Annotated in this window: 12 protein-coding genes; 9 read left to right on the top strand and 3 right to left on the bottom strand. The window is 59.1% G+C overall.

The features are described from left to right. The first annotated feature begins 2 nt into the window (after positions 1-2). Entirely contained in the window at positions 3-1,121 is a 1,119-nt protein-coding gene (locus R8871_RS26330) for a polyamine ABC transporter substrate-binding protein (protein WP_175053085.1), read from the top strand. Positions 1,122-1,169: 48 nt separating this feature from the next. Next, positions 1,170-2,279 carry an agmatine deiminase family protein gene (locus R8871_RS26325; RefSeq protein WP_175053084.1) on the top strand — a complete coding sequence of 370 codons (1,110 nt, stop codon included), beginning with the start codon at positions 1,170-1,172 and terminating at the stop codon, positions 2,277-2,279. Positions 2,280-2,331: 52 nt separating this feature from the next. On the opposite strand, the gene R8871_RS26320 is transcribed toward R8871_RS26325, so the two are convergent. From R8871_RS26320 to R8871_RS26310, 3 genes are all read right to left on the bottom strand, one after another. Next, positions 2,332-3,846 carry an MFS transporter gene (locus tag R8871_RS26320; protein WP_246287730.1) on the bottom strand — a complete coding sequence of 505 codons (1,515 nt, stop codon included), beginning with the start codon at positions 3,844-3,846 and terminating at the stop codon, positions 2,332-2,334. 17 nt (positions 3,847-3,863) lie between these two features. Then, positions 3,864-4,469, bottom strand: a complete 606-nt coding sequence (locus tag R8871_RS26315; protein ID WP_175053083.1) for an FMN-dependent NADH-azoreductase — start codon at positions 4,467-4,469, stop codon at positions 3,864-3,866. Between the two features lie 219 nt (positions 4,470-4,688). Beyond that, positions 4,689-5,447: a TetR/AcrR family transcriptional regulator gene (locus tag R8871_RS26310; protein WP_175053082.1), complete on the bottom strand. Its 759-nt coding sequence runs from the start codon at positions 5,445-5,447 to the stop codon at positions 4,689-4,691. 504 nt (positions 5,448-5,951) lie between these two features. On the opposite strand from R8871_RS26310, the gene R8871_RS26305 reads away from it, so the two are divergent. The 7 genes from R8871_RS26305 to R8871_RS26275 all read left to right on the top strand — a co-directional run bounded on the left by R8871_RS26305 (position 5,952) and on the right by R8871_RS26275 (position 16,257). Continuing rightward, the gene (locus tag R8871_RS26305; protein ID WP_175053081.1) at positions 5,952-6,740 is read left to right on the top strand and encodes an enoyl-CoA hydratase/isomerase family protein; all 789 of its coding nucleotides are present in this window, start codon (positions 5,952-5,954) and stop codon (positions 6,738-6,740) included. Between the two features lie 346 nt (positions 6,741-7,086). Next, the gene (locus tag R8871_RS26300) at positions 7,087-8,187 is read left to right on the top strand and encodes a porin (RefSeq protein ID WP_175053080.1); all 1,101 of its coding nucleotides are present in this window, start codon (positions 7,087-7,089) and stop codon (positions 8,185-8,187) included. A 94-nt stretch (positions 8,188-8,281) separates the two neighbouring features. Further along, positions 8,282-9,685 (top strand): MFS transporter, encoded by a 1,404-nt coding sequence (locus tag R8871_RS26295; RefSeq protein WP_175053079.1) that lies wholly within the window; start codon positions 8,282-8,284, stop codon positions 9,683-9,685. Positions 9,686-9,942: 257 nt separating this feature from the next. After that, positions 9,943-11,682, top strand: a complete 1,740-nt coding sequence (locus R8871_RS26290; protein WP_175053078.1) for a CocE/NonD family hydrolase — start codon at positions 9,943-9,945, stop codon at positions 11,680-11,682. A 64-nt stretch (positions 11,683-11,746) separates the two neighbouring features. Then, complete coding sequence (locus R8871_RS26285; protein ID WP_175053077.1) at positions 11,747-12,535, top strand: enoyl-CoA hydratase/isomerase family protein; 789 nt, start codon at positions 11,747-11,749, stop codon at positions 12,533-12,535. Between the two features lie 111 nt (positions 12,536-12,646). Further along, complete coding sequence (locus tag R8871_RS26280; protein WP_175053076.1) at positions 12,647-14,383, top strand: AMP-binding protein; 1,737 nt, start codon at positions 12,647-12,649, stop codon at positions 14,381-14,383. A gap of 119 nt (positions 14,384-14,502) precedes the next feature. Further along, positions 14,503-16,257 carry an FAD-dependent oxidoreductase gene (locus R8871_RS26275; RefSeq protein WP_175053075.1) on the top strand — a complete coding sequence of 585 codons (1,755 nt, stop codon included), beginning with the start codon at positions 14,503-14,505 and terminating at the stop codon, positions 16,255-16,257. Positions 16,258-16,282 lie beyond the last annotated feature (25 nt).

Raw genomic sequence — 16,282 nt, 5'->3', positions numbered from 1 at the left:
TGATGAAAAAACATTGGGTTCCGGCCTTTGCCGGTCTCGGTCTCGGACTCTGTCTTTGCCTGCTGGCCGGGCAGTCCCACGCCGAGGAAGAGAAGGTACTGAATCTGTACAACTGGAGCGATTATTTCGCGCCTGACACCTTGTCCGATTTCCAGAAGGAAACCGGCATCAAGGTCCGTTACGACGCGTACGATAGCGACGAAACACTGCAGTCCAAGCTGATGACGGGCGACAGTGGCTACGACCTGGTATGGCCGACCAATGACTTCATGGCGAAGCAGATCCAGGCCGGCGCTTTCCGCAAGCTCGATAAGAGCAAGCTGCCGAACCTCAAGTATCTCGACCCCGATCTGCTGAAATTGATGGCGCAGTCCGATCCCGGCAATCAGTACGGCGTTCCGTACATGTGGGGCACCGTGGGCGTGGGGTACGACCGCGCCAAGGTCAGCGCCATTCTCGGGAAGGACATGCCCGTCGACAGCATGGACCTGCTGTTCAATCCGGCGATCGCGTCGCGTATCGCCGCGCACTGCGGTATCGGCTTGCAGGACTCCGCGAGCACGGTGCTGCCGTTGGCGCTGCGCTATGTCGGCCGCGATCCGGTGAACCCGAGCGCATCGGACTATGCCGTCGCGCAGGCCATGCTGCTGAAAGCCCGCCCGTATATCCATCTGTTCGTCGATTCGGCCAACGCCAACGAATTGATCGACGGCGAACTGTGCGTTATGGTGGGCTACTCCGGCGCGATCAACCTGGCCTCGCAAAAAGCGCGGGAGTTGGACCGCAAGCGTGACATCGTCTATGACATCCCGAGCGTGGGCAGTCTGATGTGGTTCGACGGCATGGTCATTCCGAAGACCGCGAAGCACCCGGACAACGCGCATGCGTTCATCAACTACATCCTGCGGCCGGACGTCGTGGCGAAGATCTCCAACGCCACGCGGTACGCTAACGCCAATCTGGGCGCACTGAAGCTAATGGACCCCGCGCTGGTCAATAATCCGAACATCTATCCGAATGAGCAAAAGAAGCGGACGCTGTTTACGCCGGTGGCTGAAGCGCCCGCTACCGCTCGTCTGGAGGGTCGAATCTGGCTCGGTCTCAAGGCGAGCAAACCCTGAATGGCTCGTTATGCATCAGGCTTTACCGATAGGGTTGAGGTATTTTCCATGACAACAAGACGTCATTTTCTGAAACGGGGACTGCTGGCCTCCGGCGGCGCGCTGGTTTCGGGCGCGTTGGGCGGTGGCTTCAGCAGGGTGGCGCTCGCGCAGAGCGACAACTGGCAGATGCCGGACGAAGGCGGCGCCCATGCCGCGACCTGGATGGCGTTCGGCCCCAGCGAGGAAATCTGGGGCGGCAAACTGCTGCCCGTGGTCCGGGAGAATCTGGCCGGCATTGCGAAGGCCATTGCGGCGCACGAGCCGGTGAAAATGCTGGTGCGGGAAGAGGACCACGACATCGCCGCCCGCCTGTGCGGCGCCGGGGTCGAGCTCGTGCCTCAACCCATTGACGACCTGTGGATGCGCGATACCGGACCCGTGTTTGTCAAAGGATCCTCGGGCCGGCTCGGCGCGGTGGGTTTTAACTTCAATGGCTGGGGTGACAAGCAGGAGCACGAACAGGATGCGGAAGTCGCGGCGTTCGTTGCGCATCGGGCCGGGGCGGCATTGCTTGCAACGCGTCTGGTGCTGGAAGGCGGCGGCATCGAAGTGGACGGCGAGGGCACGGCCATCATCACGCAGAGTTGTGTGCTGAACGCCAATCGCAATCCGGGTCTCAGCAAGGCGCAGTGCGAAGCGGAATTGTCGCGCTTGCTCGGGTTGCGGAAAATCATCTGGCTGCCGGGCATTGCAGGCAAGGACATTACCGACGGCCATACCGATTTCTACGCGCGCTTTACGAGCCCGGGTGTCGTGGTTGCCGGGCTCGATCCGGATCCGGCTTCCTACGATCACGCGGTGACGATGCGCCATCTGGAGATCCTGCGCAAGTCTACCGACGCGAAGGGCCGCCCATTGAAGGTGGTGGTATTGCAAGGCCCGACGACCGTGCGCCACACGTATGAAAACGACCAGTTCGCGGCCGGCTACATCAACTTCTATGTGTGCAACCACGCGGTGATCGCCCCGCAGTTCGGCGACAGTAAAGCAGACCGCAATACGCGCGATGTTCTCGTGGATCTGTTTCCCGGCCGGGATGTGGTTCAACTGAATATCGACGGCGTCGCCGCAGGTGGTGGTGGGATTCACTGCACCACGCAGCAGCAGCCCGGCTGATCTGATAACGGTAGCGCCGGAAGGCGATGACCCGAGTAACCTGAGCGTTCCGTCAGTAGTGCTCGGTCGCTGCTGCGTTCCCGGTTGTGGCGGCGGGGGCCGCTACCGGGACACCGTGATCGACGCCGTGATCGTCAGCAACCGGTCGCGTGCCGGCGCCGCCTGGCTGCCCCGGACGCAGCAACAAACCGCCCAGCACTCCGGCCGCCGCCGCGAGGATCGCACCGAACAGAAACGCCAGGTGATAGCCGCTATTGAGCGCCGTCACCGCGTTTTCAGACGCCTGCATTGCGTTACTGCGCGCGGCCGCGAGACTCGCGAGCACTGCGAGACCGAGTGCACCCCCCATCATCAATGACGTATTGACGATCCCGGACGCGAGGCCCGAATCGCTCGGATCGACGTCGCTCATGGCGGCCAGCAGCAGTGCATTGAATGCAATGCCCGCGCCAAAACCGAACAGGATCATGCCGGGCAGCACGTCGAGCACAAAGCTGCCGTTCACCGGTGCGCGAGCGAACAGCGCAAGGCCACACGCCGCGCAGAGCAGCCCGGCGGCAAGCGGCACGCGTAGACCGAAACGCATCACCGCGCGCGCTGACAGGCTCAGCGAACAGAACGCCATGATCAGACTGGCCGGCAGGAACGCGAGCCCGACCTGCAAGGGCCGGTAGCCGAGCACACGCTGCAGATACAACGCGGAGATGAAGAACCACGCGAACATTGCCGCTGCCCACAGTACACCGACCACGTTGGCAGTCGCGACATTGCGCAAGCGGAACAGACCGAGCGGCATCAGCGGGTGCTGCACGCGCGCTTCGATCACGAGAAACACAGCCAGCAGCGCGAGCGCGGCGAACAGCAGGCCGAGCGTCTGCGCCGAGGCCCAGCCGGCTTCGTTGCCGTTCACGACCGCGTACACAGCGAGCATCAGCGAAGCAGTCACGGTTACCGCACCGGCCACGTCGAGCCGTTCGCCATGAGCATGGCCGCGTGCCGACGGCAGGAGTGCCACGCACAGCGCGTAGACGGCGATGCCAATCGGCAGGTTGACGAGAAAGATCCAGTGCCAGCTCAGCAGGTTGGTCAGCAAACCGCCGAGCAACACGCCGATGCTCCCACCGCCTGCGCAGACGAACCCATATATGCCCATCGCTTTCGCCCGTTCGCCTGGTTCGGTGAACAGATTCATGATCAGCGACAGCGAAACAGCGGAGACCACTGCGCCGCCCAACCCCTGTACGGCACGTGCGCACACCAGCAGGATTTGCGAGTTCGCCATGCCGCACGCGAGCGACGCCAGCGTGAACAGCGTGATGCCGCCGAGGAACAGCTTGCGATAGCCGTAGAGATCACCGAGGCGTCCGCCCAGCAACAGGCAGCCGCCGAAGGTGAGCATGTACGCATTGACCACCCACACCAGCGAGGTTTCGCTAAAGCCGAGGTCCGCGGCGATCGACGGCAGGGCAACGTTTACAATCGTCGTATCGAGCACGATCATGAGCACGCCGAGGCACAGAACGATCAGCGCCAGCCAGCGTTTGTTGCCGTGGATGGAATGGGTCATGCGGGGGCTCCTTTATCTCACGCGGCGAGCGCAGCGGTCTCTTTCTTCGCCGAGGCAATGGCCCCACTGCGTGCGTCCTCACCCATCGCCACGCCTTCTGCGCGAATGAAAGTGATATCCGTGATGCCCAGGAAGCCGAAGGCCGCCTTCAGATAGGTTTCCTGATGATCGAAGAAAGCAGCGGGCGAGCCTTCGCTGTAAACGCCGCCGCGCGACGAAGCGATGACCAGCTTCTTGCCGCCACACAGTCCGACCGGGCCTTGCTCGCTGTAGCTGAACGTCTTCCCGGCAACCGAGATACGGTCGATCCAGGCCTTCAGTTGAGAGGGCACGCCCAGGTTGTACATCGGCGAGCCGATGACCACGATGTCGGCGGCGAGGAATTCCTCGAGCGCGGCTTGTCCCAAGGCGACGTCGGCCTTCAATGCGTCATCGACTGGGGCGCCTTGCGCGGCGGCGAGGTGGGCGGCAGTTAGATGGCCGATCGGCGTGGCGGCGAGGTCTAGACGAGTCACGGTAAGACCGGAATGACGGGCCCGGAAAGTCGCGACGACTTCCGCTGACAGATCGCGGCTGACGGAGCCTTGTCCGAGGATGCTGGAATCTACGTGTAGCAGTTTCATGAGAATGATCTCCGAAGTGGCAGACGATGTGTCTGCTGGAAACCCGCACGATAGGCTCCGGCCTGCAATCTGGATAGCCTATATTTTCAGATGAAACTGATCGGTTTATTAGATATATGCCTGACGGCCTGACGGCAGCTCAGTTGAGGACGCGAACGACTCGCGGATGCGCGAGTCGTTGCCAGTGCGAGGGACAACCGGGCGGTAGTGTGGGGTACTTTAGCTGCTCTTCACGCGCGCGGATGCGCGGGGCCGGCTACCGGGCTTGCCCGAACGTGATTCGGCCTTGTCCGCACATGGCGTCTCCGGCTGCTTGTTGAAGACAAGTGTCTCGACCATCTGCCAGTACGCCTCAACAACGGCTGGATCGGACGCGGAGACGTTGCTGGTCGCCAGCATTTCCGGGCCGAATCCGGAAAGTGTCGATGTCAGGCTGATCATGAGGTAGTGCAGGAGGATCGGTTCGACTTTCGGCAAGGTGTTTTCATCCTGCGCCGCGCGAATCTGTGGAATTAACCAGCTGATCAATGGCTTGAGCACTGTGTCGGCGAGCCACTGCAAACGAGGGCTGTACACAAGGAACTCTTGCAGCATGAAGCGGTGAAATTGGGGAAAATCCACCGTGAACTGGAACAACGAGCGGTACACAAGTTTTACCCGGTCCGCCGCCATGGCGGGGGGCGTATCCGTCAGATTGGTGTCCCACTCCTGCTGAATGCGTTCGAACACGAATTCCGCCACCGCTTGCCAGAGAACGTCTTTGGACCGGTAGTGATAGGTGATGAGCGGATGTTGCAAGCCGATGCGATCCGCGATGCTACGAATACTCGCAGCCTCAAAGCCCTTCGTGGCGAATTCGGCAAGTGCCGCGTTCAGGATCGCGGAGCGGGTTTCCTGCGCCCGCTGCTGCTCTGCACGTTTGAGTTCGGTTGGTCTGCTTTTGTTACCAACGTTCTTGGAACCTGCGCTGTCCGCCATTTGGTTTCTCGATTGGGAAATACGTTATTGCGTTGCTTCTGTGCTCCGGTGCCTTCCGCCTTCCGCCTCCCGCCTTCAGACAGACCGATGCCGGGCAGGCCGCGACCATCAACGAAGGCAGGCTTCGCAACGGTATCACACACTCACTACCGAAGCCTGGCTGCGCCTGAACCCGTCGAGCACTGTCGATTTGGCCGGCACAGTAACACACGGTTTAACGAGCGCCGCCCTGATGCGCCGGCAACTCCGGGCGAAGCAAAGCGTGCCGTTGGTTCGGTAAAAAACACGAGTCTGAAGAGCATCTTAATGGTCAGACAAAATTCTATCGCGCCTGCCGTGTGCCCGGTCGATCCGCTGCTCCTTCCCGCTCAATTTCCTTTTAAATTAACATGTCGTAAAGTATAATAAAGATGACCTGGTTGGTCCAGGGTTCAAGTATTTCGCTCGCCCAGCCGACTGCAGAACCGAATCCGGCTACAGATGTAATTCACGGATCAAGGACAGATGGAAAGCAAAATCACGCTGACATCAAGTGACGACATCGCCTTCGTTACGATGGTGAACGAAGCACGCGCGAACTCGATCGACACGGCGTTCTGCGATGAACTGCTGGGCGCCCTCCGCGAGATTGAGGGGTCGTCGAAGTATCGCGCGGTGATACTTCAAGCCAAGGGCAGGATATTTTCGGCGGGCGGCGAGCTTCGCCAGATTTTCGACGGCGTGCAGCGCTCCGATTCCTACCTCGAATCGTTAATTACCGCACTGCATGCCACGATTGTCACGATGCGGCGCTTGCCGATCCCTGTGATCGCCAGCGTTCAAGGGGCGGCAGCAGGTGCGGGCTTTTCGCTGGCAATGGCGTGCGACCTGGTGGTCGCGTCGAGCACTGCGCGCTTTGTCGTCGGCTACGCCAAGCTGGGGACGTCCAGCGATGGTGGTCTCTCGTTTCATCTCGCGCGTCGATTGGGGGCGGCGAGGGCACTGGAGATCCTGTTGACGCGCGACTCGTTGACCGCGGACGAGGCCATGCAGCTAGGGCTCGTCCAGAGCATTGCCGAACCCGCTTCCTTGCAGGACGCCACGCTTGCGCTCGCGCGGAAAGTCATCGACGTACCCGTGGCAGCGGTCAGAGAAATGAAATCGCTTGTCGGGATGGTGGCCGAAGATGGTCTCGAGCGCCATCTTGAACAGGAAAAACATGCGTTCCTGCGATGCGCGTCGACGAAGGAGTTTTCGGAGCGAGTTGCACAATTCATCGCAAACGCTGAATCGCCCAGAAGCACATCGACCTGAAGATAGAAATCTCGTCTCAGGGAAGGACTGCAAAAGTCCTGAATTGAGATGCTGTTGTCTCGCGCGGTCCACACATCCCCATCTCTTTTGCCGGTAGCGTCTTCATAAAGTCGCGACTGCGCGACGTCGCCAACGATTGCCGATCTGATCGGCTACCACGTTCAATCCCTTTCACGTCTCCGCGCGAAGTCAGGGACCCATTCCCTTCATTCGTCGGCCCAGGCATACCTGGGGATACTCCTATCCAAATTAAACTATACGAACGGAAAATTTAGACATATCCTTCTTTCCAGTAGCCCTGATGTGCCAGTTAGCAGTGCGTTCAAAACGACAAAGGAGACTGGAGATGAAGAGATTGTCCTTGGCCGCGGCGCTTTTTTGTGTCACGCCCGCGGTGGTGTATGCGCAAAGTTCAGTGACACTGTACGGTCTGCTGGATGAAGGCTTGACCTACGCAAGTAATCAGAACGGACATTCAGCCTGGCTGGTTCAGAGCGGAGGCGGATCATTGTCCAGATGGGGGCTGCGTGGCGCAGAAGATCTGGGCGGCGGTTACAAAGCGGTCTTCACGTTGGAAAACGGCTTTGATGTATCGAGTGGAAACCTGTCCAACAATGGGCGTTTGTTCGGCCGTCAGGCGTACGTTGGAATCTCAAGCCCGTATGGGACGTTCACGCTTGGACGTCAATACGAGGAAGTCGCCGAAATGCTTTCTCCCATCGCGGCCGGTTTGAACTGGGCGGTCAACTTCGCTCACGCCGGTGACGTCGACAACGTTGGCGGAAGCATACGCATCAATAACTCGGTTAAATACGCCAGCCCGAAAATTGCAGGCTTCACATTTGGTGCGCTCTATAGCTTTGGTGGGCAGCCCGGACAATTCTCCACGAATAGCGTGACGTCAGTGGGACTGAGTTACAACGGAATCAGCTTCCCGCTGTATGTTGCGGCCGCCTATACGATCATCAAGAATCCATATGCCGCGGCATTCGATAGCATCGCACCCCGAAACATCATTTATGCCCCGTACGTGCAGAGCGCGGAAAGCGAATCGATCGCGGGGGTCGGCGCATCGTACAAGCTCGGCGGCGCTTCTATTGCATTCCAGTACACGTCGACGCAATTCAAGAAGGGCTTTCTTGGCAGTAACGTGCGGTTTGACAACTACGAGGCAAACGTCGGCTATTTCATTACGCCGTTTCTGTTCGCCGGTGCCGCGTACATCTACACGCACGGCAAAGTGGATGCGACCTCCGCGACGCCAATCTATCGGGCGATCGATCTCTACACCAACTATTTCCTCTCGAAGCGCACGGACGTCTACTTTGCGGCCGAACTGCTGAAGGCGGCGGGTTCAGCGACTCAGGCGCAGATCACGTTGATTCCTTCACCGTCGAGTGGACAGACGCAGGGCTTGTTGCGAGTGGGTATCCGTCATCGGTTTTAACGAACGTGTGATGTCGGTGATGTCGGTGGTGTCGAGAAACAGTTGAACCCAGATTAACACCGCAATCAGGTGATCGATCGTCAAGGACAATGCGATGAATAGCATAGGCTATGCCCAGCGGGATGTACGCGAGATTTTCAACGATATGCCTATGGGGCGTAAGCAGTGGACCGTGTTCCTCATCTGCTTCGCGGCAACAGCGATCGAAGGTTTCGACACCATTGTGATCAGTTTTATCGCACCTGCGATAAGCCAGCATTGGCATCTATCGAGCGCTGCGCTCTCGCCTTTGGTGGCCTTCGGACTCACTGGTTTGCTGATTGGATCGATCGTTGGAGGAACACTGGCTGACCGTGTTGGTCGTCGAACGGTGAGCATCGTGGCAATTGCATGGTTTGGAATCGCGGGTGTGATGTCGAGCGAAGCGCAGTCGATATTTCAGCTGGTTGCCTTGCGCTTCATAACCGGTATCGGCATCGGAGCAGCGATGCCCGCTACGTCGGCGATCGTCGCTGAATATAGCCCCGATCGTTCACGCTCAGCGATGCTCGCGTCGACTTACTGTGGATTTCTTTTCGGTGCGGCAGCCGCGGGTCTGGTGACGTCTCTCGCTATCGGGACATTGGGGTGGCGAGGCATGCTGGTACTGAGTGGTCTTCTGCCGCTTGGGGTCGTTGCCTTGTTTGCGTGGCAAGTGCCCGAATCGCCGCTCTACGTCGTGGCCAGTCGACGGTCCAATGACGAGGCGCAACGCGTTCTTGCCAAAGTGTTCCCGTCTTTAGACTGCTCTGGCATGCATCTATTCATCGCGGAAACGCGTGAATCGATAAGCGGAAGCCGGGCGCTGTTGAGCGCGAAATACCGGCTCGGCACCGTGTTGACGTGGCTTGCGGAATTTGCGGGTTATCTGGTGTTCTTTCTGATTGGAAGCTGGATGCCGACCCACCTGAAGCAGATGGGGCTATCGATGCACGACGCCTCGCAGGTATCGTCACTGTTCCAGTTCGGTGCGCTTGGCGGCGCGGTTCTTTTCGCGGTCCTTGTTCGTCGCTATAACGTGGCGTCAGTCGTTTCCGTGGCGTTTGGCGCGGGCTCGCTGCTTGTCATTGCGTTGGGGATCTCCGAAACCACTCAGTGGCACGTGGGCGTGGTCTTCCTGTCCGGCATAGCTGTTGGAGGACCGCTTATCTGCGTCAACACCATTCCGGGCATCTTCTATCCAACTGCGTTGCGTGCATCAGGCGGTGGCTGGAACGTTGCGATCGGACGGCTGGGGTCCATTGTCGGTTCGTCTCTGATTGGCCTGATCGTCATATCGGGTTTTCCGTACCTGCTCACATGTGCGTTGTTGTCGATACCGCTTTTGATGGCTTGCGTATGCATGACCGTCATGGCGCGAGTGCTCTCTGCACAACGGCTTTTGCTGACCGAACAGGTGGCGGACATCAGTACGGGATCGACGGCTGATCCACTGTTGCCGAACAGCACCACGCAATGAGGGTAAGGCATTAGCCCCCGGGGCTATGGGCGCATAGCCGCTCCAGGCTTGCAATTCATTTGGGATTCAGACTTTTAGTTTTGGCACGTCGTTCGTCTTGCATACTTTACGGACGTGAAGTATAGTGAATTACGGAATCTGCCTGATCGTGCGACTCTCGATGAGTGAACGCAAAAGCGCGCGTCGGCGGGTAAAGCAAATTTTCGGCCTTGAGAGGGCCGTCTGTTGACGCCGAACAGGCCAACGAAGGAGGAGACATGATTGAAGAACGCGACATCGTGGTAACGATGCGGGACGGAACCCGTCTTGCGGTAGACGTTTATCGACCGGACGCGGACGGCAAGTATCCCGTGCTGTACGCCTCAGCTTTGCACAACAAGGATCTTCAAGGTCCGGATATTGCAGACGTCTTGCCCCCACAGCCCGCGCATGCGCCGCTCTGGTTTGGGCCGATAGAAGCCGGGGACACTCGCCGCTTCATCGCCAATGGTTATGTGCACGTCATTGCGCAACCGCGTGGCTCCGCCAAGTCGGAAGGCCACTATGGCGAGGAGAACACTGACCATTACGACATGATCGAATGGATCACACAGCAGCCGTGGTCCGACGGCAAGGTCGGCATGGTGGGAATCTCGGGTTTTGCCGGCGAACAATGGCGTGCGGCGGCGCAGGGCCACCCCGCGCTCAAGGCAATCTTTCCGTACGACGCCTGCAGTGCATACGGCGGGATGTTCGGGTTCCGCGACTTCAACCCCGGTGGCGTCGTCCACACGTTCCCGTATCTGCTTGACGTTTTCAGCACGGTGCATGAGCCGCGCGGTGTGCCGGGTACGCTGCCTGAAGCGCAAGAGGAACTCTGGCGCGAAGCCATGCTCAACCCCGACTACAAGATGTACATCAACCTGTACAACATCCTGACGCAGAAGGGGCAGCGCACGGGGGTGATGTATCACATCATGACCAACCCTTGGGAGCCGGAAGGGACGGTCGAGCGAGCCGAGGAGATTTTCAAGTCGATCAAGGTGCCGTTCTATACCGGTTCCGGCGCTTACGCTTACACCTACAAATTGCACTGGCTTGGCGCGCAGCATTACTTCAGCAATGTCAAACAGCCGCGCAAGCTGATCTTTACGGGCCCGGCGCATCTGGAGCGGCCATTCCATCAGTATCACGACGAGGTCATTCGCTGGTACGACTACTGGTTGAAGGGTATCGATACCGGCATCATGAACGAACCGCCGGTTCGCTACTGGGTCATGGGCGCCAACGAATGGCGCACGGGTAGTGACTGGCCTTTGCCTGAGACGCAATGGGCGAAGTACTACCTGTCAGGCTGGGAGCAGCTTTCCACAGATGCCCCTCGTCCTGCAGGGGAAGTTGGCAACGCGCATCGGGAACCTGATGTCTTCACGCAAATGCCGCTCAAAAAGACGTCCAAGGTCGAGCGCCTGCGTTACATGACTGAGCCGCTTGCGCAGGACGTACTGGTGGCAGGTCCCATTTCGCTGACGCTCTACGCGGAGATCGACCAGACCGACACCAACTGGATTGTCGTACTTAAAGACGTGGGCCCGGACGTATCGGTGCTTACTGCACGCGTCGGCGAACGGTCGGTGCCGGACACACTGCCTGAGCGCGAACTTACCCGCGGCTGGCTGAAAGCGTCATACCGTGCAACGGATCCTGCCCGATCCACGCCCGCGGAGCCGTTCCACAAGTTGACGAAGGAGTCGATCGCGCCGGTCACACCGGGCGAGATCGTCAAGTATGAAATCCAGGTGCTCGCGACGGCAAACCAGTTCAAGGCCGGCCATCGGATCTGTATCGAGATCTGCAGCATGGATGCGCCGACAGGAACGGGTGCGATGACCGACGTCGAATACATTCCGTATCACGTCACCAGCAGCAACACGGTCACACACAAGATTTACCGCGACGCCGATCGCCCCTCGCATCTGCTTCTTCCGATCATTCCGTTGAATCAAGAAAAATCCTGAATTGCGAAACATTCCCAGGCGTCACGGACGCCTGGTGAATCTGACTGAATAGTGAGGTTAGGCGATGAAAAGCATACGTTTTGAGCGCGACGGGAAGGTCGGGAATATCGTTCTGGCGAATCCGCCGTACAACCGTCTCGATGCACGGTTTGCAGAGTGTCTCCGGCAGGCGGTTCACGAAGCCAGCGAAAGCGACATCCGGGTACTGGTCGTTCGGGCCGAGGGGCCCAACTTCAGTCTCGGTGGCGAGGTGCGCGAATGGCCGGGAAAGGACCTGAACTGGTTCCGCACGTTCGTCGCGGAAATCAACACCTCGTATCGCGCAATCGAAGCACTCCGCGTCCCGACGGTGGCGGTGGTGCAAGGGCTCGCTTTTGGCGGCGGGTTCGAACTCGCGTTGAACTGCGACTTCATTGTGGCGTCGACCGACGCCGTGTTCCGGTGCGTCGAGGTCACGACCGCAATGCTTCCCATTGCGGGAGCACTGCAGCGGCTGGCCGAGCGAGTGGGGCGTAGCAACGCGTCCCGTTTCGCGATGCTGGGTGAAGGGATTCCCGGCAGCGTGGCCCGCGATCTCGGGATAGCAACGCACGTGGCTGAACCCGATGCGCTGGAGCGTGTTGCCGCCGAGCTGGTTGCGCAGCTCTCGGACGGTCCCACGCTTTCGTACGCAGCGACGCGCACCCTGCTCAAGGTGTGGTCAAGCGGTGGCGTCGCCGGTGCGGATGCCGCCATGCTGGATGTGTGCATGGACCTGTACAACACGGAGGACGCCACGCGCGGTTTCGCCAACACAGCCGAGGCGTTCGATCGCGATGAAGAACCGGCTGAGATGGTTTTTCACGGGAAATAAAGCGTTTTCGATGTCGGCCTTCGACAGGGGCCGGCGGCATTGCAATCGCTACATAACTTCGTTCAGCGGAATTTTTGGCGGAAACGCGCAGTAACGATGGAGGAGGGCTTCATGCACACTTTACCCGGTTCCCTTACGCTCGAAGCGCCTGCCGATGGCGTTGCCTACGTACGGGGTTCGACGGATGTTCCGTTGAGCGAGTCTACAGTCGGCCAGTTTCTGAGGGAAACAGCACGCAGATTTCCCGATCAGCAAGCTGTGGTATTCCGGGAGCAACTGGTACGGTGGACATGGAGCGAATTTGACGATCATGTCGATCAGCTTGCCGCAGGGCTTCTGTCGTTGGGCATAGAAAAAGGGGACCGCGTCGGCATCTGGTCTCCCAACCGGTTCGAATGGTTGCTCACGCAGTTCGCGACCGCGCGCATCGGTGCCGTGCTGGTCAACATCAATCCCGCCTATCGTGTGTCGGAACTCGAGTACGCGTTGCGGAAGGTGAAATGCAAGGCGCTCGTCACCGCTGAGAGTTTCAAAACGTCGAACTACATTTCGATGTTGCTCGACATTGCGCCTGAACTCGCGTCGCAGCAGCCGGACGAGTTGAAGGTGGAACGTCTGCCGGACCTTCGTACGGTGATCTCCGTGGGCGACTGGCGCGTTTCGGGCGTCATGTCGTTCCACTCGGTCATGCAACGCGGAGAGGGGATGCTTCGAGACGAAGGGCATGAGGTAATCGATGCCGTCGAGCAAACTCTTTCGTCTCAGGACCCGATCAATATCCAGTTCACGAGCGGCACCACCGGCAGTCCCAAGGGTGCAACGCTGACGCATCGAAACATTGTCAACAACGCGCGCTTTGTCGGCATGGCGATGAAGCTGTCCGAAGCCGACTCGCTTTGCATTCCTGTGCCGCTGTACCACTGTTTCGGCATGGTGCTCGGCGTACTGGCGTGCGTGTCGGTTGGCGCTCAGATGGTCTTTCCGGGCGAAGGATTCGACGCCGGCGCGACCCTCGCGGCCGTCTCGGAAGAGCGTTGCACCGCACTTCACGGGGTGCCGACCATGTTTATCGCTGAACTGGGGCATGCGGACTTTGCATCGTTTGATCTGAGCAGTCTGCGCACCGGCATCATGGCCGGATCGCCTTGTCCTGTCGAGACAATGAATCAGGTCGTGACAAAGATGAATATGCGCGAGGTGACCATTGCGTACGGCATGACGGAGACCAGCCCCGTATCGTTTCAGAGTGGAACCGCCGATCCGCTCGATAAGCGCACAACAACGGTCGGGCGGATTCAACCTCATCTCGAAGTGAAGATCGTTGATTTCGATGGTGGGACTGTCTCTGTCGGTGAGACGGGGGAACTCTGTACACGAGGGTACTCGGTGATGCAGGGGTACTGGGAAGACGAGACAAAAACGCGCGAAAGCATCGTAGACGGATGGATGCATACAGGCGATCTCGCCACGATCGACGCCGATGGATATTGCAACATCGTCGGAAGATTGAAAGACATGGTGATTCGAGGGGGAGAGAACATCTATCCCCGCGAAGTTGAGGAGTATCTCTTCAGACATCCGAAAATCCAGAACGTGCAGGTGTTCGGCGTGCCGGATGAGAAGAACGGCGAGGAGTTGTGCGCCTGGATTGTGCTTCGAAAAGGCGAAGGTTCGACTGAGGAAGACATCAAAGACTTTTGCCGAGGGCAGATCGCGCACTATAAAGTGCCCAAATACATTCGCTTCGTGAGCGAACTGCCTATGACCGTTACCGGAAAAGTACAGAAGTTCGCAATGCGTGAGGAGATGATCCGCTATCTCAATCTGACCGAGCACAAGACCGCCTGACAGGTTAGCGAAAACCGGACAGGATCGTAAAAACAGAGACTCGTACACTCGCCTTGAATTAGTTATCCGAACTACACGGAGACGGTGAGGCACGAAGGCAGGACAATTGGAGGTGTCGAATGTATGAAATAACCACGGACGTACTCATCGTCGGAACGGGGCCTGCGGGCTCCGCCAGTGCCGCGCTGCTTTCGACGTACGGTATCAACAACATGGTCATCAACCAGTATCGTTGGCTGGCCAACACGCCTCGAGCGCACATCACCAATCTGCGCACCATGGAGGTCCTGCGCGACCTCGGTCAGCAGGTGGAGCAGGAGGCCTACCTGCACGCGACCGATCAGGATCTGATGGGTGGGACGGTTTTCTGCGAAAGCCTGACTGGTGAGGAGATTGGCCGGGTGCCCAGTTGGGGGCTGCATCCGCTCTCGAGAGCGGAGCGTCAATTGTCGAGTCCGACCAAAATGAACGATTTGCCGCAGACGTTCATGGAGCCGCTGCTTTTCAAAACGGCGTGCTCGCGAGGAACGGAAGCGCGGATGAGCACGGAATATCTGAGTCATACGCAAACTGACGAAGGTGTTCTCACGCGCTGCCGTGACCGATTGTCGGGCGAGGAGTTTACGGTCAAATCGAAGTACCTGATTGGCGCCGACGGCGGGAACTCCAAGGTCGCAAAAGACGCAGGTCTGCCTTTCGAAGGGCAGATGGGCGTGCGGGGATCGATGAACATCTGGTTCCGTGCGGACCTGTCAGAATTTGTCGCGCATCGCCCTGCAGTGTTGTACCCAATCATGCAACCGGGTGCGGAAGTGGGCGGGATCGGAATGGGCCTGATCCGGATGGTTCGGCCCTGGCACGAGTGGTTGATCGTTTGGGGTTATGACATCAACGAGCCGACGCCGGTTGTTGACGAGGCAAAGGCCACCACGATCGCACGCCAGCTCGTGGGTAAGCCGGATCTCGAGATCGAACTGCTGGGCGCGAATACGTGGACAGTGAATAACATGTACGCGACCCGCATGCAGGAGGGGCGAGTGTTCTGCATGGGCGACGCGACCCACCGGCACCCACCGTCCGGCGGCTTGGGCTCCAACACGTCGATTCAGGACGCGTTCAATCTCGCGTGGAAGCTCGCGGAAGTCATCAAGGGGCGCGCGGGCGAAGCGCTTCTGGATACCTATTCGGTTGAGCGTGCACCGATCGCCAAGCAGGTCGTCACTCGCGCGAACCAGTCGATTGCCGAATTTGCTCCGCTCTATAGCGCGCTTGGCATCGACAAATCGAATGACGGCGAGGTCTTGCAAGCGAATATGCATGCTCGAAGCGGATCCACGGCAGCTGCCGAAAAACAGCGCGACGAAATCCGGGAGGCGTTGGCGTTCAAACGATATGAGCTGGACGCCCAGGGTGTGGAGATGAACCAACGCTATCGCTCGAGCGCTGCAGTGACCGATGGACAAACCGAGCCGGAGTTCACACGCGACCGTGAACTGTACTACCAGGCCACGACATGGCCCGGCGCGCGTTTGCCGCATGCCTGGGTTTTCGACGCCCGTGGCCGCCAACACTCCACGCTCGACCTCGCAGGACACGGGCGATTCGTACTGTTCACCGGTCTTGGCGGCGAAGCGTGGGTTGAGGCTGTCTCAAAGGTTGGTGAAGAGCTGGGGTTGAAGATCGACGTGCACGTTATTGGTCCGCGGCAGGCCTATGCGGACCACACGGGCGACTGGGCTCGCGTGCGTGAAATCGGCGACAGCGGTTGTGTGTTGGCCCGCCCGGACCATCACGTAGCGTGGCGTAGCCTGACGTTGCCGGGTGATCCGGCTGCCGAACTTCGCCGGGCATTGGGGCAGGTGCTCTCGAAGTAAATAGTGGAAGCGAGCGTCTCGCCTG

Source organism: Paraburkholderia sediminicola, from assembly GCF_902859805.1.
GTDB classification, from domain to species: domain Bacteria; phylum Pseudomonadota; class Gammaproteobacteria; order Burkholderiales; family Burkholderiaceae; genus Paraburkholderia; species Paraburkholderia sediminicola.
Note: the sequence above shows the minus strand (reverse complement) of the source record. Positions and strands in the feature narration are given on the sequence as shown.

Bases quoted from the DNA above. Each gene is read 5' to 3' on its own strand.
- R8871_RS26315 (WP_175053083.1), bottom strand. From the start codon at position 4,469: ATGAAACTGCTACACGTAGATTCCAGCATCCTCGGACAAGGCTCCGTC.
- R8871_RS26290 (WP_175053078.1), top strand. From the start codon at position 9,943: ATGATTGAAGAACGCGACATCGTGGTAACGATGCGGGACGGAACCCGT.
- R8871_RS26295 (WP_175053079.1), top strand. From the start codon at position 8,282: ATGAATAGCATAGGCTATGCCCAGCGGGATGTACGCGAGATTTTCAAC.
- R8871_RS26325 (WP_175053084.1), top strand. From the start codon at position 1,170: ATGACAACAAGACGTCATTTTCTGAAACGGGGACTGCTGGCCTCCGGC.
- R8871_RS26280 (WP_175053076.1), top strand. From the start codon at position 12,647: ATGCACACTTTACCCGGTTCCCTTACGCTCGAAGCGCCTGCCGATGGC.
- R8871_RS26300 (WP_175053080.1), top strand. From the start codon at position 7,087: ATGAAGAGATTGTCCTTGGCCGCGGCGCTTTTTTGTGTCACGCCCGCG.
- R8871_RS26320 (WP_246287730.1), bottom strand. From the start codon at position 3,846: ATGACCCATTCCATCCACGGCAACAAACGCTGGCTGGCGCTGATCGTT.
- R8871_RS26285 (WP_175053077.1), top strand. From the start codon at position 11,747: ATGAAAAGCATACGTTTTGAGCGCGACGGGAAGGTCGGGAATATCGTT.
- R8871_RS26310 (WP_175053082.1), bottom strand. From the start codon at position 5,447: ATGGCGGACAGCGCAGGTTCCAAGAACGTTGGTAACAAAAGCAGACCA.
- R8871_RS26305 (WP_175053081.1), top strand. From the start codon at position 5,952: ATGGAAAGCAAAATCACGCTGACATCAAGTGACGACATCGCCTTCGTT.
- R8871_RS26275 (WP_175053075.1), top strand. From the start codon at position 14,503: ATGTATGAAATAACCACGGACGTACTCATCGTCGGAACGGGGCCTGCG.
- R8871_RS26330 (WP_175053085.1), top strand. From the start codon at position 3: ATGAAAAAACATTGGGTTCCGGCCTTTGCCGGTCTCGGTCTCGGACTC.